This window comes from Croceivirga radicis, from assembly GCF_002072105.2.
Lineage (GTDB): Bacteria > Bacteroidota > Bacteroidia > Flavobacteriales > Flavobacteriaceae > Croceivirga > Croceivirga radicis.
Window position 1 is genome coordinate 631,741 of record NZ_MTBC01000001.1, and the last position, 20,803, is coordinate 652,543.

The window sequence follows — 20,803 nt, forward strand, 5'->3', positions numbered from 1 at the left end:
GTAAAAATAGAAAAGTAAATCGGTTTTAAAGGGATTACCCCTATTTTTGCGCATCAGAAAAGAAGACTTTAACCATGAATTACGATTTTCAGAAGATTGAGAAGAAATGGCAAGAATACTGGGCCAAAAACGAAACCTTTAAAGCCCAGAACAATTCTGAAAAACCAAAATATTATACCCTTTCTATGTTTCCTTACCCTTCTGGGGCCGGATTGCATGTTGGGCATCCGCTAGGCTATATTGCTGGCGATATTTATGCGCGTTACAAAAGACACAAAGGATTTAACGTTTTGCACCCTATGGGTTATGATTCTTTTGGATTGCCTGCAGAACAGTATGCCATACAAACGGGGCAACACCCTGCAATTACCACGGAAACAAATATTAATAGGTACCGTGAGCAGTTAGACCGTATTGGTTTTTCTTTTGATTGGAGCCGAGAGGTACGTACTTCTAATCCTGAATATTACAAATGGACACAGTGGATATTTATTCAATTGTTCAATTCTTGGTATGATGTTGGGGCGGACAAAGCAAAACCTATTTCTGAGCTGGTTGCTGTTTTTGAGAAGGAAGGCAATGAAACCGTTAATGCGGTTTGTGATGAAGACGTATCTAGCTTTACTGCTGCAGAATGGAAGGCATTAGATAAGGCTGCCCAAGAACGTATCCTTTTAAAATATAGATTAACCTATTTGGCAGATGCCGAAGTGAACTGGTGCCCAGCCTTAGGCACGGTATTGGCCAATGACGAAATAGTAAATGGAGTTTCTGAGCGCGGGGGACACGAAGTAGTGCGTAAGAAGATGACCCAGTGGATGATGCGAATCACCGCTTATGCACAGCGATTATTAGATGGTTTGGATAAGATAGATTGGCCGCAGCCGTTAAAAGACTCGCAAACCAATTGGATAGGTAGGTCAGAAGGGGCATCCGTAACTTTTAAAGTAAAGGATTACGAAGCCAATATAGAAGTATTTACTACTAGGCCAGATACTATTTTTGGAGTGTCTTTTATGACCTTGGCCCCAGAACACCCTTTGGTGGCAGAAATTACCACCCCTGATCAAAAGGCAGAAATTGAAGCGTATGTAGAAGCAACCGCTAAACGCTCTGAACGCGACCGTATGGCAGATGTAAAAACCATATCCGGAGCTTTTACGGGGGCGTATGCAGAACATCCATTTACCAAAGAACCAATCCCTATTTGGATAGGCGACTATGTTTTAGCAAGTTATGGTACAGGGGCTGTTATGGCGGTGCCTTGTGGTGACCAGAGAGATTATGATTTTGCCAAGCATTTTAACATTGCCATACCAAACATTTTTGATGGTGTAGATATTTCTGAAGAAGCGTTTGCGGATAAAGCCAATACGGTAATTGCAAATTCAGATTTTTTAAATGGGTTGTCTTACAAAGAAGCTACCCAAAAAGCTATTGCAGAGTTAGAGGCTATAGGGCAAGGTAAAGGTAAAATAAATTACCGCTTGCGCGATGCTGTATTTAGTCGTCAACGCTACTGGGGAGAGCCGTTCCCAGTGTATTATGATGCTAATGGGTTGCCTCAAATGATAGCTGAGGAATATTTGCCAATAGCTTTGCCAGAGGTAGAAAAGTATTTGCCAACAGAAACCGGGGAGCCACCGTTGGGCAATGCCACTACTTGGGCGTGGGATACTGCCAATGCAAGGGTGGTAGCCAATGATGCTATAGATGGCAAAACTATTTTTGCTTTGGAACTAAATACCATGCCGGGTTGGGCAGGGAGTAGCCAATACTTTAACAGGTATATGGACCCAAGAAATACGGAAACTATTTACGGCAAAGAGGCGGTAGATTATTGGAAAGAGGTAGACCTTTATATTGGGGGTAGTGAGCATGCTACGGGTCATTTATTGTATGCTAGATTTTGGCAAAAGTTTTTGTTTGATAGAGGTTTTGTGCCTGTAGATGAGTTTGCCAAGAAGCTAATTAACCAAGGAATGATAACCGGGACTAGTGCTTTTGTGTATAAAGACGAAGAAAGCAATACCATCTATTCTAAGAACTTGGTAGGGGATAAAAAAGTAAATCCTATCCACGCAGATGTTTCTTTAGTTAATGCTAGTGATGAGTTAGATGTGGAAGGCTTTAAATCTTGGAGACCCGAATTTAAAGATGCTGAATTTATATTGGAAGAGGGGGCTTACATAGTAGGTAGGGAAGTAGAAAAGATGTCCAAATCTAAATATAACGTAGTGAATCCAGACGCTATTTGCGAGGAATACGGAGCAGATTCTTTACGATTGTACGAGATGTTCTTAGGACCTTTAGAGCAATCCAAACCATGGAACACCGCAGGTATTACGGGCGTGCACGGTTTCCTTAAGAAATTATGGAAATTATACACACCTTTTATGGAAGGCGAAGTTGCAGAAGTTGCTCCGAGTAAAGAAAACCTAAAAACCTTGCACAAAACCATAAAGAAGGTAGAAGAAGATATAGAGAACTTTAGCTTCAATACGTCGGTATCTACTTTTATGATCTGCGTTAATGAGTTAACTGCTCAAAAATGCCAGAGTAAAGAAATATTATCACCTTTAGCGGTGCTAGTTTCGCCTTACGCCCCTCATATTGCAGAGGAGTTATGGCAAGTCTTAGGGAATACGACTTCTATTGCAGAAGCGGCTTTCCCTGTTTTTGAAGAAAAGTACTTGGTAGAAAGTAGTAAGGAGTACCCCATATCTTTCAATGGAAAGCTTCGTTTTAAATTAGAATTGCCTTTAGACATGTCTAAAGAGGAAATAGAGAAGGTAGTTATGGAACATGATAGAACACAGGATTATTTGCAAGGCAGAACTCCAAAGAAGGTAATAGTTGTTCCTGGTAAAATAGTTAATATAGTGGGTTAGGCATAGTTACGTTTTAACCCTAAAAAAGTAAAACCCCCTTCATGGAATTGGAGGGGGTTTTTGTTTTCAATTTAAAAAGTCGATTAAATCTGGGGTAAATGTACAATAAAACATTTTATAAAATACTATACCCCCTAAAAAAATAGGGTAAAAAATCATAAAAGATGTTTTTTATCGTTTTTAACCCTAAAAATAACAGGGTTGTTTTGTTAGTTGCGTAAATTATTTTCAATTTTGAAGTAGAAATCAAAATTTTTATCAAAATGATTGTAGGTGTTCCAAAAGAAATTAAAAACAATGAAAGCAGGGTGGGGATGACCCCCGCTGGTGTATTTGAATTGGTTAAGAACAACCACAAAGTATATGTACAATCTGGAGCGGGAGAAGGCAGTGGCTTCTTTAATCATGATTATCAACAAGCTGGAGCTACTATTTTAGATACAATTGGTCAGGTTTATGCTATGAGTGATATGATCGTGAAGGTTAAAGAACCCATAGCTGAAGAATATGAGTTAATACAAAAAGGGCAAATAGTATTTACCTATTTTCATTTTGCATCTAGCGAACGTTTAACTAAGGCTATGATTGCAAGTAAATCTATTTGTATAGCCTATGAAACCGTAGAAGATGAGGAAGGAAGTTTGCCTCTATTAACACCTATGAGCGAAGTAGCTGGGCGTATGGCCATACAGCAAGGGGCTAAATATTTGGAAAAACCTGCCAAGGGTAGAGGTGTGTTATTAGGGGGAGTTCCAGGTGTAACGCCAGGTAAGGTATTGGTTTTAGGTGCAGGTGTTGTTGGTATACAAGCTGCTAAAATGGCAGCAGGTTTAGGAGCACATGTTACCATAATGGATGTGAATATGAAAAGGTTACGTTATGTAAATGATGTAATGCCACCCCATGTGGTAACCGAATTTTCGAATGAATTTAATATTAGAAAACATATTAAAACGCATGATTTAATTGTAGGCGGTGTGTTGTTAAAGGGTAAAAAAGCACCTAACCTTATTACAAAAGATATGCTTAAAGAAATGAGGCCAGGTACGGTAATTGTAGATGTGGCCGTAGACCAAGGCGGTTGCGTAGAGACTACAAAGGCCACCACGCATGAGAATCCTACCTATATTATAGATGACGTTGTGCATTATTGTGTGGCCAACATGCCGGGGGCTGTACCCTATACCAGTACAGTGGCTTTAACTAATGTAACATTGCCATACGTTTTAAAATTGGCCAATAAGGGTTGGCAGTCTGCTTGTAGGGCAGACAAGGCTTTGGAAAAAGGATTAAATATAGTAGAAGGTGAGGTGGTCTATAAAGAAATTGTAGAAGCCTTTAATTGGAGGGCTCCAATAACTGTTTAAGAACAATTTGTCAGCTAATTCAATCCCCGTCTATTTTGGCGGGGTTTTTGCTTTTTATAGCTATATTTAATTCTAAAATTTAGAAATATGTTTGGTTTTGATATAGGATATATTTTAATCGCTGCTGTATTTGGAATTATCAGTATGCTGGTTAGTAATAAATTAAAAAGCAAGTTTAATCACTACTCAAAAGTACATTTGCAAAATGGGATGAGTGGTGCTGAAATTGCTCAAAAAATGTTGGATGATCATGGTATTAGGGATGTTAAGGTTATTAGCACGAGCGGCAGGCTAACCGATCATTATAATCCTACCAATAAAACCGTAAACTTGAGTGAAGCGGTCTACAGTCAGCGTAATGCAGCTGCTGCGGCAGTGGCAGCACATGAGGTAGGGCACGCGGTGCAGCACGCAACGGCATACTCTTGGTTAACTATGCGTTCTAAATTGGTTCCTATTTTAAGCGTTACTTCTAATTTGTCTATGTGGGTAATATTTGGAGGTTTGGCGTTAATGGGTACTACAGCCATAGGTGGTACTATTGCATGGGTTGGTGTGGCGCTTTATGGTATGGGAACGTTATTTAGTTTTATTACCTTACCTGTGGAATATGATGCCAGTAACAGAGCTTTAGCTTGGTTAAAAAACAAAAATATAGTTACCCCACAGGAATATAAAGGTTCTGAAGATGCATTAAAATGGGCTGCCAGAACGTATGTTGTAGCTGCCATTTCAGCATTAGCTACGCTATTGTACTTTGCAATGCGTGTAGCAGGTGCCAGTAACAGAGATTAATAGTACTAATAGAATAAAATAGAACCCACCTAAATAGGTGGGTTTTTTTGTTTGGAGGATTTAAGTTTTAAATAGATATCTGCCTATCTATTTGCTGGTCTAGAGAGATGAAGGTTTCAGTTCTAGAAACACCCTCAATAGCTTGAATCTTTTTATTTAACACCTGCATTAGATGTTCGTTGTCCATACATAATACTTTTATAAGTATAGACCAATTACCGGTAGTATAATGGCATTCTAGAACCTCAGGTATTTTTTTCAAATCGCCCACCGCTCTTGGATTGCTCATGGCGCGATCTAAATAGATGCCAATATAGGCCATTGTAGTATACCCTAAAACTCTTGGATTAATTACAAATTTGGAACCAGAAATTACCCCTGTGCTTTCTAGTTTGCGCAAACGTTGGTGTATAGCAGCTCCAGAAATACCAATTTTCCGAGCTATTTCTAAAATGGGTTTACGGGCATCTTCCATTAGATGCCGTAAAATCTTTTTGTCTATTCCATCTAGCTCTAAGAGATTATTGGTTTTTCTCATACTTTTATTATAATCTGATGTTCAAATATAGGGTAGAAGTTTTAAAATATAACTAGCTAGCTACAGAGTCTGGATTGTACCCCAAATAGGGTACTTTATGTTCTTTAAATACGATGCCATGATTTTTTAACTCCTCAAGAATAGGTTTATAAACCTCTTTGGTGATTGGTATTTGGACTCCGGGAGTATTTATTTCTCCTTTAATTATTTTTAATGCGGCTATAGCCACGGGTAACCCAACTGTCTTTGCCATTGCGGTATAGGTTTGATTTTCCCCCTTAACCACCATGTTGGCGTCTATTTGATATTTTTGACCATTAAGTTCGTAACCAAATTTGTGGTACATTACAATCATATCTTTTTCACCATCTTGTAAGGTCCAGCTTTGCTCTAAAATATATTGCAATACTTGTGCGGGGCTCGCATTTTTGAGTGGAATGGTCTTTTTATCGTCGAACAAATTGAGTTCCATAAGTTTTTCCCACATAATATCATCTTGGTCAATTTTTAAGTAATGACGCAGTTTAAGTTCTACACTGTCCGTGGGGGAATAAGGAAGAAACAAGTTGGTAAATTCCCTAAAGGTCATTCCTTTAGAATTTTCTAATAGATAACTATCGTCTGTCATGCCTAGTTGTACAAACATATGCCATGCTTTAGAAAAACCAACACGCCGCATGGTACCACGATATAAAGTTAGAACATCTTGTAGGCCATATGCTTCTCTGTATTTTAGAGAGTCTCTATTGGCGTAAGCTTCGAATTTGCCGTACCCTTCTACATCTAAAAATTCTGTTCGTCTAAATAATTTATGGTAAGGAATGTATTTGTAGGTGCCTTCTTGAATAAATTTTGCCGTACCGCCTTGGCCAGCAATTACAACATTTCTTGGGTTCCATGTAAACTTGTAGTTCCACAAGTTGGTATCATTTTCTGGTGCTACCAGACCGCCACAAAAAGATTCGAACAATACCATTTTGCCACCATTGTCCCTAATTCGGTCTATTACTTCCATAGCACTCATATGGTCTATACCGGGATCTAGACCAATTTCGTTCATAAATACCAATCCTTTTTGTTTTACTTCGGCATCTAATTGTTGCAAGGCATCACTTATATAAGATGCTGTAACCAGATGTTTGCCAGCAGCAAGACAATCTTTGGCTACTAAAATGTGAAGAAATGCTGGTAACATAGAGATTACGAGCTCGCTCTCCTGTATTAATTTTGTACGCTTATCTGTATCTTTTATATCTAAAGTTACAATTGTAGTATGCCTATGTTTTAAAATCTTTTCTGGTAATATTTCGGGGTGTAAGTCTGCAATGGTAATGTGTAGTTCTTCTTCTTTGGCCTTATCTAACAGGTAATCTAATAAGTAAGAAGTTGATTTTCCAGTACCCAAAACAAGTATTTGATGGTTCATAGGCTTAGCGTATCTTTAAAAAAGAATTCAGTTTAATGTTATAAATATAAAAATACAATAAATAAAAGTTATGAATAAAACAATTGTGATAACAGCATTGGTTTTTGGGATTTTGGCAATAATACTGGGTGCCTTTGGAGCGCACGGACTTAAAAAGGTTTTGGCTCCAGAGGCGTTAGAAACTTTTGAAACCGGAGTTAAATATCAGATGTACCATGCCTTATTTCTTTTGATTTTAGGAGGCACTAATTTTGTGGCCGATGGTGCTAAAAGAACTGTTTTCTATTTAATTGTTATAGGTGTTATATTCTTTTCGTTTTCTATTTATGGCCTAGCTACCAATAAATTAACTCCTTTCGATTTTAAGAAAATAGCATTGATAACCCCTGTTGGTGGTTTGTTCTTAATATTGGGTTGGGCCTATCTACTTTTTGCCGTCTTAACCAAGAAATAAACAAATACATCTCTTATTTGTCGGAATACAATTGATAATTCTTTAGTTTTGAGCTTGAAAAACTAACTTTTTATGAATAATTCCGATTTAAACACGAAAACGATTTCGCTTGAAACCTATGGGATTTCGCATGCCAATTTTCACTATCAATTGTCTTCAGAGGAGTTGCATAGGATTACATTGGAGAAAGGTATGGGGCAAGAATCTGATCTGGGTGCCATTGCCGTGAACACTGGCGAATTTACAGGAAGGTCGCCTAAAGACCGATTTATTGTCAAAGACGCCATAACAGAAGATAAGATTTGGTGGGGGGATATTAATATTCCTTTTTCCGAAGCAGCTTTTGATAAATTATATGACAAAGTCATTGCTTATTTAAATACTAAGGAATTATTTGTAAGAGATGCGTTTGCTTGTGCCGAACCTAAACATCAATTAAGTATTAGGGTAATTAATGAATATCCTTGGTCTAACATGTTTGCTTACAACATGTTTTTAAGACCTACCGTAGCAGAGCTAGAAACGTTTACTCCAGAATGGACGGTGGTAAATGCACCGGGCTTTATGGCAGAACCTTCTGTAGATGGTACAAGGCAACACAATTTTGCTATTTTAAATTTTACAAGAAAGATAGCGCTAATTGGAGGTACGGGCTATACTGGTGAGATTAAAAAAGGAATTTTCTCTGCTTTAAATTTTATTTTGCCCACTTTTAAGAACGTATTGCCCATGCACTGTTCGGCCAATGTAGGAGAAGATGGTGATACTGCAATCTTTTTTGGATTATCCGGTACGGGCAAAACAACTTTGTCTACCGATCCTAACAGAAAATTAATTGGTGATGATGAACATGGCTGGACACCAGAGAACACTGTATTTAATTTTGAGGGTGGGTGTTATGCCAAGGTTATAAATCTTTCTAAAGAAAACGAACCTGAAATTTACGGAGCCATTAAAAAAGGGGCTATTCTAGAAAATGTTGTTTTAGATGATTCTGGAGCCGTAGATTTTACAAATACTTCTATAACCCAGAATACACGGGTAAGTTATCCTATCTATCACATAGATAACATACAAGAGCCTTCTATAGGTAAAAATGTTAAGAACATCTTTTTTCTTACAGCAGATGCCTTTGGGGTGTTGCCGCCAATATCTAAACTTACACCTGCGCAGGCAGCATACCACTTTATTTCTGGTTACACAGCTAAAGTTGCCGGTACGGAAGCAGGAGTGGTAGAGCCTGTACCTTCTTTTTCTACCTGTTTTGGTGCTCCTTTTATGCCTCTGCACCCAACGAAATATGCTGAAATGTTGAGCAAGAAAATGAAGGAGCAAGGAGTTAATGTTTGGTTGATTAACACCGGATGGACAGGAGGACCTTATGGTGTAGGTACCCGAATGAAGCTAAAATATACCCGGGCCATGATTAATGCTGTTTTAAATGGAGATTTAGGGTTGTATAGTTATGATGCCTACCATATACATTCCGTATTTGGGGTTGCACAACCTAGAGAATGTCCGGGTGTACCAACTGAAGTTTTAAGCCCACGCGCTACATGGAATAATGACGAGGCTTATTACAAGACAGCATTTAAATTGACCAACGCATTTAGGGAGAACTTTAAAAAGTTTGAACCCTTTGCGAATGAAGAAATTAGACGTGGCGGACCACAACGGTACGCTTTCTAATGCTAGCTCATGTTTATAAATAGAAAACCCTCGGGATTACCGAGGGTTTCTTATTTAAAATTTTTACTATTACTTGTTGGCATCCAAAATGTATTTCTGCAATGCCATAGTCATAGATGGGGTCTCGGGTGTTGGGGCCTGTATATCTATTCGTAAACCGGCCTGGTTGGCAGCCTTGACCGTACTATTGCCAAAAACGGCAATTCTAGTACTGTTTTGTTCAAAATCTGGGAAATTGTGTAACAATGACTCAATACCAGAAGGGCTAAAGAAAACTAAAATATCATAGTAAACGTTTCTTAAATCAGAAAGGTCACTGATAACGGTCTTGTAAAAGATGCCTCTTGTCCAATTTAGCTTTAGTTCGTCTAGCGTATCTGGGATAATTTGCTTTAAAGAATCAGATGATGGCAATAAGAATTTTTCGTCCTTATATTTTTTAAACATAGGGGCCAAATCTGGAAATTGTCTTTGACCAACATAAATCTTACGCTTTCTGTAAACTACATATTTTTGCAAATAGTAAGCAACTGCTTCAGACTGGCAAAAATACTTCATTGTGTCTGGCACTTTAAAACGCATTTCGTCAGCAATTCTAAAAAAATGGTCTACGGCATTTCTACTGGTTAGAATAATAGCCGTGTAATCATTTAAATCGATTTTTTGCTGTCTAACGCTTTTAGCACTTTCTCCCTCTACGTGTATAAAAGGTCTAAAGTCTACTTTTACTTTAGACTTTTCAATTAATTTGGAATACGGAGAGTTTTCCATCTTCGGTTCTGGTTGTGATACCAAAATCGTTTTTACTTTCATAAGTTTCAACCTTTTAGATAACCGATAAAAATTGCTAAGGGTGCAATTTCAAGTGCGCAAAGGTACAAAATAAAATACAAAGTGTTGGAAAATATTAAATTTTGCCTATTTCGTAAACCATTGATCCATCCAATAGAAATTGTCAAAAACATTAGGGCTAAAGTGAAAATAATCAAAGTTTTAGAACCTCTAAAAGCAAAGATGAGCATTAGGTTGCCCAAGAAGGCAATAAGGCCTGCGTAGTTCCAGTAAGATATTTTTTCAAAAATAGTATCCGTCATTAACTCATAGTTCTCAAAGAAAAACCCATTGGCCATCTGCAGAAATAACTTCAACATGAGAAAAGCAAATAGTATGAGTAAAAGCATGGCATAAAAACTGGGTTGGTCAAAAGTATCTACTCCCATAAATAGGTTCTTGGCCAAATACAGTAATAATGCATTATTGATTAATTGAAAAATGGTTAGAAAAATATGAAACCCATTTACCAATTTCCCTTTTTTCTTATGCAGCGCTATGTACTTATTATTAAAAGGTAATGCTAGAAAAGCATAAAATGCAGGTTTATAAAAATATTTGCCAAGTGCAATAAGTACTAGGCTTAAGAAAAACAATACCGTTATCCAGTCTAAAAAGGCAATATTTCTATATTCTGGTATCATTTTTTAATGGGTATACTTTCGCTATTGATTCCAGTTAGTAAATTATGTTCTGCAATACTAAACCGGATAAAACTTAAGTTATCCTCTTTAGGTTTGGGAAAGTTAATTATAAATTGTGTGGTATCCTTTGCTTTTAAAAATGTGGTGCCATTTAATTTTGTCTTATACGCAAGGGGTTTGGTTTCTTTTAATTGCTTGTAGTCATTTAAATAGGCAACATTTAACTTAATATGGCTTAAGGCAATATCTTGGTTGTACGGATTGTATATATTAAGAATTTGATTCTTTTTATTCAAGCTTACTTCTTCGGTTTCAATAAAGCAATGTAGTTTTCTGTACGATTTAAAATCATCTATGTACTTGCCCCAAAAAACTCTACTATTCTTGCCAATAGGTTTGTACGAGAAATCACCAGAATTTGCGTAGTAGGTTACATATGCAATTTTTTTATGTTGAATGTTGGCCTCAGAACTATCAATGGAATATTGGTTTCTTCTGTAGTGTATATTGTTTAAGGAAAAAGATTGGTTGCCGGTATAAAAACTATACATGGGGGCACGCCTGTAACTATTTTCAAATACAACCGGTGTGTCTCCTACAATAGCCTCTAGCTTTTGAGTCCATTCTTTGGAGTGTGTTTCAAATACCTTAGGCGGAAATAATGGCTGGTAAATAAGCCAGGCCCTGGCGTAGAAAAGTAAAACCATGCTTACGACACCTAATCGTACCATCCATTTTCTACTTTTGGCATTTTGCAAAAGGTAAGTATAGGTAAGTATAAATAAAGGAATACAAAGTACAATTACCCATTGTGCCTGCGATCTTTTTTGAAAAGTAGAGACAAAGAAAAACCCAATAACACCATATGCCAAAAAGACTAGTGCTTTGGTGAATTTATCTCTTGGTTTGGTTTTAAACAATGCCCAATAGAAAAATGGAAAAAGGAGTCCAAAATTGGCTATTAAATTTAAAATATACCCTAAAGTAAATCCAGTAAAGGTATAGGGGTGGTTGGGTCTTTCATAAATGTGATATTTTATGGTCACAAAGTCATTTAAATAGAGCCAATTTAAATGTGGAAAATAGGCTAACAAGGCTATTAGCACTGCCACCCATGCTTTTGGGTCTAGTAATAATCTTAGATTGGAAAGTATTACAAATACAATTACCAGGACCGCATGGTATTTACTGTACATTAAAGCGGCCATAAGTAGGCCAAGAGCTATTGCTAAAGGCCAGTTAGGTTTGTTTAAATACCCTTTATAAACCCATAAAAACAGTGCAGTAAAAAATAGAAGCGGGGTGTCTGGTAAAGTCAAAAAACCATACGCATTAAACAATACCATAGAGAATAGAAGCAAAAAGAAATGGGCAATGTAATTTTTCTTGGTTTTGTCTTCTATTAGCTTCCATAATAACATGGCCGTACCGGCACTTAAAAGGGTGCTCATAAAGCGTACGCCCAATTCGCCGTTAAAGAAAATTGAACTTAATTTAATCAATACAGCCACCATTGGTGGATGGTCAAAATAGCCCCAGGCCATGTTTTGACTGTAATACCAATAATAGGCTTCGTCATAAATAACCCCAGTAAAAGCACTTTGTAAAATATTTAAAAGTAACCATCCAAGTAAAAACCATAAAAAGGTAGCTGGGAACTCTTTTTTCATAAACCATCTTGTGTATTGGCCTGCAAAGTTAAACACCTAAATTCAATACCTTGGAAGAATAGTCCTAAAACCTTTTAAAAACGCTATTTTTGGAGCTAAAATATATTAGGAGTGTCAGACGGACTGGTCATTATACCTACATTCAATGAAATTGAGAACATAGAAGCAATCATTAGGACTGTTTTTGAACTCAAAAAAGAATATCATATTCTAATCGTAGATGATAATTCGCCAGATGGCACCGCCACCAACGTTAAACACTTACAAAAAGAATTTCCCCAACAACTGCATCTAGAAGTTCGGTTAGAAAAATCCGGTTTGGGTACGGCTTATATACACGGTTTTAAGTGGGCTTTGGCACGAGGATATAAGTTCATTTTTGAGATGGATGCCGATTTTTCCCATAAACCAAGTGACCTACCAAGACTACATAGGGCCTGTTTAAACGGTGCCGATGTTGCAGTGGGCTCTAGATATAAAAAAGGAGTAAATGTAGTTAATTGGCCCTTGGGTAGAATTTTACTATCCTATGGCGCTTCGTTTTATGTTAAATTAATTACGGGAATGAAGGTTCACGACCCAACTGCTGGATTTGTTTGTTATAAGAGGGAAGTTTTAGCAGCACTGGATTTGGACAAAGTAAGGTTTGTGGGTTACGCTTTTCAAATAGAGATGAAATACCGTGCTTACCTTAAAAAGTTTAGGATAGAAGAAGTCTCCATCATTTTTACAGACCGTGTTAATGGAAAGTCAAAAATGAGTTCTAGTATTATCTGGGAAGCTATTTTTGGGGTTGTACGTATGCGTATAAGAAGTTTATTATTTAAAAATTCCTTTTAGATGAAACCATATCTTTTAAAGAATACAAAAACCGTAAACGAAGGAAATATATTTGAAACTGATGTATTGCTTAAGGATGGATTTATAGCCAAAATAGGTAAGAATTTATCACATGATACGGCCACGGTGATAGATTTTGAAGGGAATTTTTTATTGCCAGGTGTTATAGATGACCAAGTACATTTTAGGGAGCCAGGACTAACACATAAAGGAAATATAGCTACAGAAAGTAGAGCTGCCATTGCGGGGGGTATTACTAGTTTTATGGAACAACCTAACACAAATCCGCAGACCACTACTATAGAGAAATTAGAAGCCAAGTTTCAAATGGCATCAGGTACGGCCTTTGCCAATTACTCGTTCCTATTTGGAGGTACCAATGATAATTTAGAAGAGTTAAAGCGTTTGGATAAAAATGCTTGTTCTGGCGTAAAATTATTCTTGGGCAGTAGCACAGGTAATATGTTGGTAGATAACGAACAGGTTATTGAGCAAATATTTAGCAATACCCAAATGCGCATTTCTGCCCATTGTGAAGATGAAACAACCATTAGAGAAAATTTAGCAAAATATAAAGCAGAGTTTGGCGATAACATTCCAATTAAATACCACCCAATAATACGTAGCGAAGAAGCTTGTTATTTGTCTTCTTCCAAGGCCATAGCACTAGCAAAGAAAACCGGTGCTCGCTTACACGTATTTCATTTGTCTACTGGAAAAGAGACCCATCTTTTTGAGAACAATATTCCTCTAAAAGACAAAAAAATAACCGCAGAAGTGTGTATACATCATTTGTGGTTTTCAGATGCGGATTATGAAAATAAGGGTACCTTAATTAAGTGGAATCCTGCCGTTAAGACTGCTGAAGATAGAAGCCAATTGTGGGATGCTCTGTTAGACGGTAGAATAGATGTTATTGCAACGGACCATGCACCACATACGGCAGAAGAAAAAGACAATGTATATACTAATGCGCCATCTGGTGGTCCATTGGTGCAACATGCGTTACCTGCAATGGTTCAACGCTATGTAGAAGGTAAAATTACATTAGAAAAAGTGGTGGAGAAGATGTGCCATAATCCAGCTATATTGTTTGATTTGGATAGAAGAGGCTATGTGAGAGAAGGATATTATGCAGATTTAGTACAATTAGACGGTAATGCCAAATGGCAAGTGAACAAGTCTAATATTCTTTACAAATGTGGTTGGTCCCCGCTTGAAGGAACTACTTTTGATGCCAAGGTTAAGCGTACCTGGGTAAATGGAGGTCTGGCTTATGACCAGGGAAGTTTTGCGGAAGAGCGTTTTGCAAAACGATTAACTTTTGACCGATAAATGATGAAATACTTAGTAGTTCTCTTAGTAGTTGCTTTTACCGTTTTGGGTTGTAAAGAAGAGGTTATAGAGGAACCAGAAAACCTTATTCCTGAAAATAAAATGACCGAATTGCTTTACGATTTGGCTGTGCTCAACGGCGCCAAAGCTACCAATCCTGGTATTCTAAAAGACAACGATATAGAAACTATGCCCTATCTTTTTAATAAATACAAGATAGATAGTTTGCAATTTGTACAAAGTGATGTTTACTATGCCAGTAAACCGTTGATTTACCAACGTATGTACAAAGAGGTGTTAAGCCGTTTAGAGACCAAGGCAGATAAGATGGAAGAAGACCGTAAAAGAAAAGCGGATAGTATAAAGGAAGCCAATAAAAAGGTGAAGGACACCCTTGCGCCCAAAGTCCTTAAAAGCGATACTAGTACTGACTAAGGTATAACTTGCAAAGGGCTTCCAAATAGTTGGTTAGTTTGGTATATTTAAAATCAGTTACTTTTTGTAATTTACTATTGTCGTAATAGGTAGTTTGTTTAAAACCGGTAGCAATTGCCTTTGATAATAATCTTGGCTTTGTGCTAAAAAAGCTACGTATCCAATCTAAACGCCATAACAGGCTTATATGCCATTGTTTCAATTCATTTTTTGGGGTGTTTTTGTTCATGGCGCCGGCTAGCACTTCGTAGAGTTTGTTATACGTCCAGTTTTTATTCACCAAAATAAACCGTTCATTGTTTATAGTAGAGTTCATTAAAAGAGTTACGCCGTTTACAACATCGTCTACCGTAACAAACCCAGTGCCTCCTGGTAAATAATATTTGGGTTCTGTTAAAACATGAGCCATAAATTTATTACTGCCACTAGACCAAAAACCCGCGCCAAAAATAATTCCGGGGTTAACCACAACTACGGGTACCCCTTCTTGAGATGCCCGCCAGATTTCCAGTTCCCCTAAAAATTTGGTTAATGCGTAGGTTGTGGTGCTTTTTTTCTGTGTCCACTCCGTTTCTTCAGTAGCCAATTCAGAACCAATTGGAGTACCAATGGCAGCTATAGAGCTTACGTAACATAATTTTGCTATTTTTTGGGCAATACATAGATTAACCAAGTTTGCGGTACCATCTACGTTGGTTTGGAATAAAGCTTTATCGTCTTTTGGGTCAAAAGAGACAAGTGCTGCACAATGGTAAACCAGTGTTACGCTAGTTAAGGCCTGTTCTAATCGTACAACATCGTTTAAATCAGCTAAGACCCATTCAATTTTATCAAAAAGTGTTGATGAGGCGTTTTTTAATTCAAATAAGATTTTAGTTTTCTCTATACTTTCCGGTGTTCTGTATATTGCCCTAACACTTTCTTGGGTCTGGCATAATCTATAAAGTAGATGGGCCCCAACCAAACCTGTTCCTCCTGTAACTAAAATCATACTCAAATTTAGCTATTTGCCAATATTATTTACCTAAGAAACTACAACATTCTATATTTGCAGCGCTAATTATTATTATAACAATTATGACCAAGAATTTTGTAGCAGAATTAACCTGGAGGGGAATGCTTCATGATGTAATGCCCGGAACGGAAGAACATTTAATGGAAGCTATGCGCTCTGCATATGTGGGTATAGACCCTACGGCAGATTCGTTACATATTGGACATTTAGTTGGTGTAATGATGTTACGTCATTTTCAATTGGCTGGGCATAGGCCATTTGCGCTTATAGGTGGGGCAACAGGAATGATTGGTGATCCATCCGGTAAATCTGCAGAACGCAATTTATTGGACGAACCTACCCTGAGACACAATCAAGAAGCCATAAAAGGGCAATTGGCCCGTTTTTTAGATTTTGAAAGCAACGCACCAAATGCTGCCATTTTAGTGAACAACTATGATTGGATGAAGGATTTCTCTTTTTTGGAATTTATTCGTGATGTAGGTAAGCACATTACCGTAAATTACATGATGGCCAAGGATTCCGTAAAAAAACGTTTGTCTGCAGATGCAAAAGAAGGGATGTCTTTTACGGAATTTACCTATCAATTGGTGCAAGGGTATGATTTTTTACACCTGTACAGGCAACATGAGTGTACCTTGCAGATGGGGGGCAGTGATCAGTGGGGAAATATTACAACTGGTACAGAGCTTATAAGAAGAATTGGTGGTGGCAAGGGCTACGCTTTAACCTGTCCGTTAATAACAAAGGCAGACGGCACAAAATTTGGCAAAACAGAAGGTGGTAACATTTGGTTGGATTCGGAAAGGACATCTCCGTACAAATTTTACCAGTATTGGCTAAACACATCAGACGAAGATGCAGAAAAGTATATTAAGATTTTTACCTTCCTTACTCAAGAAGAGATAGAAAATTTAGTGGCCGCCCATAAGGAGGCACCACATTTAAGACAGCTTCAGAAAAAATTGGCAGAAGAAGTTACGGTAATGGTACACAGCCAAGAAGATTTGGACAATGCCATTAAAGCAAGTAACATTTTGTTTGGAAAATCTACTTCTGAGGATTTAAAGCAATTGAACGAAAAGACTTTTTTGGATGTTTTTGATGGTGTTCCTCAGGCAGAAGTGGCTATGGCAGATTTGGAAGCAGGCTTGGACATGATTGGTGCCCTTGCGGCCAAAACCGGATTTTTAGACAGTAACGGGGCAGCTAGACGTGAGTTAAAACAAAATTCTATTGCTGTTAACAAGGAAAAAGTAAAAGAGGATTTTTTAATTACCAAAGATCAGCTTATCAATAACAAGTTTGTTTTGCTGCAGCGTGGTAAAAAGAACTACTTTGTGTTGGTTGTAAAGGAGTAAACAATAATACATACACTATTTTAAAAAGTGGGTCGTTAAGTAATTAATTACCTACTTTTTTTATGAAACATTTTAGGATTTTAGCAGTTATTGTGGCAGTTTTTGCCCTTGTTGGTTGTGACAAAATAGATGAGTTGACCAAATTTGAAATGGACTATAACCAAGAGGTAGTTATTGCATCTACTACCGGAATAGATTTACCATTTGATGTGTTTACGCCAGAAACGGAGACCAACTCTGAATCTGAATTTGAAGTTAACGACACTAGAAAAGATTTAATAGAGGAAATTAAATTAATTGATTTAGTACTGATAATAAAAGACCCAACGGATAGCGATTTTAGTTTTTTGGAATCTATAGAGGTATTTATTTCTGCAGAAAACTTAGAGGAACAAAGAATTGCTTTTGAAGAAGATGTTGATCCCGCTGCTGGCGCCACTTTAAAGTTGAATACTACAGATTTAGATTTACAAGAATATATTAAAAAGGACTCGTTTACGTTGCGTCTAAAAACGGTTACGGATGAAATTCTGGATCAAGACCACACCATACAGGTAAAATCTGTTTTCTTTGTGGATGCCAAAATTTTAGGAATATAGTAGGGGGATTTTTAGCTGCAATTAACCCAAAAAATGTATGCCATAATTCTTGCATATTGCCACTACCTTTTTAAAATCTGGTTTACCCGGCGGCAACTGTCCTAACTCTGCAAACATCAATTCTATTCCAGCAGGGAAAGCGCTTAAAATAGTTTTACAATCGGTATCGCCTACCACTTTCCAGGAGTGGGGTATGTTCTTTGGGGCAAAAGCCAGGTCGCCAGCCTCCAAAATGGTGGTGGTTTCACCAACGGTAACCTCCAATTTACCTTCTAATACTTTAAATATTTCATCTTCTTTGGTATGTACATGGGGAGGAATCATGGTACCGGGAGGATTAACTTCTTCTATTAGGGTAAATTTACCTGCCGTGTCTTCGCCGGTAAGTTTAAACGTTTGTTGATCCCCAATTACATTTACTTTCTGCCCATCTTCTTTCCTAACTATTTTTGGTTTTAGGGGTTCGTTAGGTGTTGTGGCCCATACCTTTGTAGGTATTGCAGCTATGGTAGCTGTTCCTAGTACACTAGTTTTCAAAAAGTCTTTCCTGTTCATTTTATTAATAATTTAATAGATAAAAGTTAATAAAACACAGTGCCCCAGTTAGTTGTAAATGTATGGTGGGTTTTTTATTTTGTATAAGTTGCAGGTTATAAAACCATAAGGTTGCACCCTCTAATATCTGAGTGGTCAAACCGGCCTAAAACTTCAAACGAATTATCCCCGTACACTTTACCTAAGTCTTGTGTGGCAATAAACGCACATGAATATAAATTAGCCAAATCTATTACATTTAGACCACCTGTTTTTCCGGTAGATTTATAAGAAAAAGGATCTTCTGTATCTCTAGCCATAATACGCATCCAAGGAGGGCAATGAAACAGGCCATTTCCTTTTGAGTAACCTTGAGATAGCAGTTCCGTCATACCATATTCAGAATGTATAAGCTGGGTGCCTAATCCCGTCTTAAGAATTTGATGTAATTCTTGTCTTATCATTTCTTTTCTTCTGCCTTTCATTCCCCCAGTTTCCATTACAACGGTGTGTTTTAAATTTAGATTGAAGTTTTCAGCTAAATCCAGTAGGGCAAATGATACACCTATTAGCAAGGTTTTGGTTTTAGTGGCCTCTAAGTGGGTAAGGGTCTGTACAAGTTCTTCTAAATTGTTAAGATAAAAGCCGCTGCTCGAATGGCCCGAAGCCTTTATCATATCTTCTACCATGTAGATTAAAGAAGAACCTTCGCGTTCTAAATAAGCAGGTAGTAGCGCTAGTATACAATAATCTGAAACAGCCCCATAGAAATGTTCAAAACCTTTTCTAAAACTATTTTCATACAACGATAGGTCGGTAACAAAGTGTTTACTGGTTTGGTTGCCAGTGGTTCCCGAGCTAGTAAATACGATATCCGCAGACCTATTTGGGCTTTTGATTTTATGCGACTTAAAGAACTGTATAGGTAAAAAAGGGATGTCTTTTAGACTTTGTACCGCTTGTGGCTTAATTTTTAGAAACTCACAAAACTCCCGATATACGGGTATATGTTGGTATTGGTAATTAAAGGTTGACAAGGCATGGTCAACAAATTGTTTTTCGTTTTTAATAGAAAATATGTCCAATGCTGGTTGCTCCTCCATTCAAACAAAATTAGCCAAAAAAAAGCCCTGAAGTTTTGGTTCAGGGCTAAAATAATAGAAACGTACAATTATTTAACCACAAGTTTGTGGGTCATTGTAGTATTGTTTTGAATCACTTCTAAAATATAAGTGCCTGCACTTAATCTAGAAATATCCAAGGTGTTTGTTGTTAATTGTTTTTTAAGTTGAACGCCTCCAAAAATATCGTATACGGTGACTATTTTGTTCCCAGTAGCGCTAGTTGTAATGTATATTTCATTGCCGTAGGCCGGGTTGGGGTACAATTTAATTTTAGAGGTTTCGGATTTTGGGGTGGTGTTATGGAATGCATTTGCAGAAAGGGAAATACATACCATAAACAAGCATAAGTAAATGTGTTTCATTAACTGTTAATTTGGGGGTTTTAACAGTGTAAATGTATGGTGTATGCGCTGTTCTTACTAGATTTTGTTGTGAAACAACAAACAGAAGATGTATGGCAGATTAACGGCAATTTAAACCGATGAAACGTAGTTTTTAAGACGTTATTTTACAACTAATTTTCGGGTAACCGTCTTTTTTTGCTCAATAGCTCTTAAAATATAGACCCCCTTGTCCAAATCGGAAACATTAAGTTCATTACCCAGTATGGTAGTACGTAGAACTTGGGTGCCCAAAACATCAAAAATAATTATTTCTTTTGGGGCGTTTTGAGCGGTTTCTATATATACTTTACCATTTAAAGATGGGTTTGGATACAATTTAAATCCAGGGATATCACCATTTGCCTGGCTTTGTTGTGCAAAACCAAGAGTACAGGAGAGCAATAAAAGTAGTAAGTAAATATGCTTCATAAAGTACTGGTAACAAAGGGTATGCCACAAATATAAATAAAGGAATATTTTATTTAAGGTAATTTTAGGAATTTACCCACAATTTTCGATGAAATGCAGTATACGCCGGTAGATTGGCTTAGCAAGAATTTCAATTATTGGGATGAAAAGGTTTTAATAACAAAAAAGCCCCACAATTTGTGGGGCTTTGATAAGTTTTATAAAGGCTTTTAATTAGTTGCCCAGTCAAAAATAGTTACATCTACGGTGGCAGCAGCATCATAAGCAGCTGTTGTATCCGCATCTGCACCTTCAATTTGTACATTAGAAACAGCTCCGCCATCTCTAAAGTCTATGTTGGTAGTGTACCCACTTAATGAAAGTCCGGTAATTGTTGCCCCAGATTCTTTTTTGAACTGTAAAGCGGTACCACCTTGAGTAGATACAGCGGTAAGGTTAACCAA

The 20,803-nt window shown here is 37.3% G+C and carries 20 protein-coding genes and 1 pseudogene; 10 read left to right on the forward strand and 11 right to left on the reverse strand.

The genetic code is table 11. The features are described 5' to 3' along the window. The first annotated feature begins 74 nt into the window (after positions 1-74). From leuS to BUL40_RS02850, 3 genes are all read left to right on the forward strand, one after another. Entirely contained in the window at positions 75-2,891 is a 2,817-nt protein-coding gene (leuS, locus tag BUL40_RS02840; protein ID WP_080317990.1) for a leucine--tRNA ligase, read from the forward strand. Positions 2,892-3,154: 263 nt separating this feature from the next. Continuing rightward, the gene (gene ald / locus BUL40_RS02845) at positions 3,155-4,258 is read left to right on the forward strand and encodes an alanine dehydrogenase (RefSeq protein ID WP_010518087.1); all 1,104 of its coding nucleotides are present in this window, start codon (positions 3,155-3,157) and stop codon (positions 4,256-4,258) included. 87 nt (positions 4,259-4,345) lie between these two features. Further along, positions 4,346-5,053: a zinc metallopeptidase gene (locus tag BUL40_RS02850; protein WP_010518088.1), complete on the forward strand. Its 708-nt coding sequence runs from the start codon at positions 4,346-4,348 to the stop codon at positions 5,051-5,053. A gap of 67 nt (positions 5,054-5,120) precedes the next feature. On the opposite strand, the gene BUL40_RS02855 is transcribed toward BUL40_RS02850, so the two are convergent. Together BUL40_RS02855 and BUL40_RS02860 are read right to left on the reverse strand one after the other, a co-directional pair. Continuing rightward, complete coding sequence (locus BUL40_RS02855) at positions 5,121-5,591, reverse strand: Lrp/AsnC family transcriptional regulator (protein WP_010518095.1); 471 nt, start codon at positions 5,589-5,591, stop codon at positions 5,121-5,123. A 52-nt stretch (positions 5,592-5,643) separates the two neighbouring features. Continuing rightward, entirely contained in the window at positions 5,644-7,017 is a 1,374-nt protein-coding gene (locus tag BUL40_RS02860) for a saccharopine dehydrogenase family protein (protein WP_080317991.1), read from the reverse strand. Between the two features lie 70 nt (positions 7,018-7,087). Between BUL40_RS02860 and BUL40_RS02865 the strand changes: the two genes are divergently transcribed. Both BUL40_RS02865 and pckA read left to right on the forward strand, forming a co-directional pair. After that, the gene (locus BUL40_RS02865; RefSeq protein WP_080317992.1) at positions 7,088-7,471 is read left to right on the forward strand and encodes a DUF423 domain-containing protein; all 384 of its coding nucleotides are present in this window, start codon (positions 7,088-7,090) and stop codon (positions 7,469-7,471) included. Positions 7,472-7,543: 72 nt separating this feature from the next. Continuing rightward, entirely contained in the window at positions 7,544-9,160 is a 1,617-nt protein-coding gene (gene pckA, locus BUL40_RS02870; RefSeq protein WP_080317993.1) for a phosphoenolpyruvate carboxykinase (ATP), read from the forward strand. 69 nt (positions 9,161-9,229) lie between these two features. Here pckA and BUL40_RS02875 read toward each other — a convergent pair whose 3' ends face one another. The 3 genes from BUL40_RS02875 to BUL40_RS02885 are packed head-to-tail and all read right to left on the reverse strand — an operon-like array spanning position 9,230 to position 12,305. Further along, positions 9,230-9,973 (reverse strand): uroporphyrinogen-III synthase, encoded by a 744-nt coding sequence (locus BUL40_RS02875; RefSeq protein ID WP_010518099.1) that lies wholly within the window; start codon positions 9,971-9,973, stop codon positions 9,230-9,232. Between the two features lie 5 nt (positions 9,974-9,978). Continuing rightward, entirely contained in the window at positions 9,979-10,635 is a 657-nt protein-coding gene (locus BUL40_RS02880; RefSeq protein WP_080317994.1) for a DUF4271 domain-containing protein, read from the reverse strand. Then, complete coding sequence (locus tag BUL40_RS02885; RefSeq protein WP_080317995.1) at positions 10,632-12,305, reverse strand: ArnT family glycosyltransferase; 1,674 nt, start codon at positions 12,303-12,305, stop codon at positions 10,632-10,634. Before BUL40_RS02885 ends, BUL40_RS02880 begins: the two co-directional genes overlap by 4 nt. Positions 12,306-12,416: 111 nt before the next feature. On the opposite strand from BUL40_RS02885, the gene BUL40_RS02890 reads away from it, so the two are divergent. From BUL40_RS02890 to BUL40_RS02900, 3 genes are read left to right on the forward strand one after another with little or no spacing between them, the layout of a single operon-like run. Further along, positions 12,417-13,145, forward strand: coding sequence for a polyprenol monophosphomannose synthase (locus BUL40_RS02890; RefSeq protein WP_010518103.1), 729 nt, complete (start codon positions 12,417-12,419; stop codon positions 13,143-13,145). Continuing rightward, entirely contained in the window at positions 13,146-14,480 is a 1,335-nt protein-coding gene (locus BUL40_RS02895; protein WP_080317996.1) for a dihydroorotase, read from the forward strand. Further along, complete coding sequence (locus BUL40_RS02900) at positions 14,481-14,915, forward strand: DUF4296 domain-containing protein (protein WP_080317997.1); 435 nt, start codon at positions 14,481-14,483, stop codon at positions 14,913-14,915. Here the strand turns inward: BUL40_RS02900 and BUL40_RS02905 are convergent. Further along, positions 14,902-15,906: an NAD-dependent epimerase/dehydratase family protein gene (locus BUL40_RS02905; RefSeq protein ID WP_080317998.1), complete on the reverse strand. Its 1,005-nt coding sequence runs from the start codon at positions 15,904-15,906 to the stop codon at positions 14,902-14,904. The two genes, BUL40_RS02900 and BUL40_RS02905, sit on opposite strands and share 14 nt — an antisense overlap. Positions 15,907-15,992: 86 nt before the next feature. Here BUL40_RS02905 and tyrS point away from each other — a divergent pair, with 86 nt between their 5' ends. Both tyrS and BUL40_RS02915 read left to right on the forward strand, forming a co-directional pair. After that, positions 15,993-17,291: a tyrosine--tRNA ligase gene (tyrS, locus tag BUL40_RS02910; protein WP_080317999.1), complete on the forward strand. Its 1,299-nt coding sequence runs from the start codon at positions 15,993-15,995 to the stop codon at positions 17,289-17,291. 62 nt (positions 17,292-17,353) lie between these two features. Next, complete coding sequence (locus BUL40_RS02915) at positions 17,354-17,890, forward strand: hypothetical protein (protein ID WP_010518108.1); 537 nt, start codon at positions 17,354-17,356, stop codon at positions 17,888-17,890. Positions 17,891-17,911: 21 nt separating this feature from the next. Here the strand turns inward: BUL40_RS02915 and BUL40_RS02920 are convergent, their stop codons facing one another. The 5 genes and pseudogenes from BUL40_RS02920 to BUL40_RS02940 all read right to left on the reverse strand — a co-directional run. Then, entirely contained in the window at positions 17,912-18,445 is a 534-nt protein-coding gene (locus tag BUL40_RS02920) for a cupin domain-containing protein (protein ID WP_080318000.1), read from the reverse strand. A 95-nt stretch (positions 18,446-18,540) separates the two neighbouring features. Beyond that, on the reverse strand, positions 18,541-19,527 hold the full coding sequence (locus tag BUL40_RS02925; protein WP_080318001.1) for a LuxE/PaaK family acyltransferase: 987 nt from the start codon (positions 19,525-19,527) through the stop codon (positions 18,541-18,543). 68 nt (positions 19,528-19,595) lie between these two features. Next, on the reverse strand, positions 19,596-19,910 hold the full coding sequence (locus BUL40_RS02930; RefSeq protein ID WP_080318002.1) for a T9SS type A sorting domain-containing protein: 315 nt from the start codon (positions 19,908-19,910) through the stop codon (positions 19,596-19,598). A gap of 141 nt (positions 19,911-20,051) precedes the next feature. Then, complete coding sequence (locus BUL40_RS02935) at positions 20,052-20,360, reverse strand: T9SS type A sorting domain-containing protein (RefSeq protein WP_080318003.1); 309 nt, start codon at positions 20,358-20,360, stop codon at positions 20,052-20,054. 209 nt (positions 20,361-20,569) lie between these two features. Next, positions 20,570-20,803 (reverse strand): annotated as a pseudogene (locus BUL40_RS02940) (hypothetical protein); the annotation flags it as partial.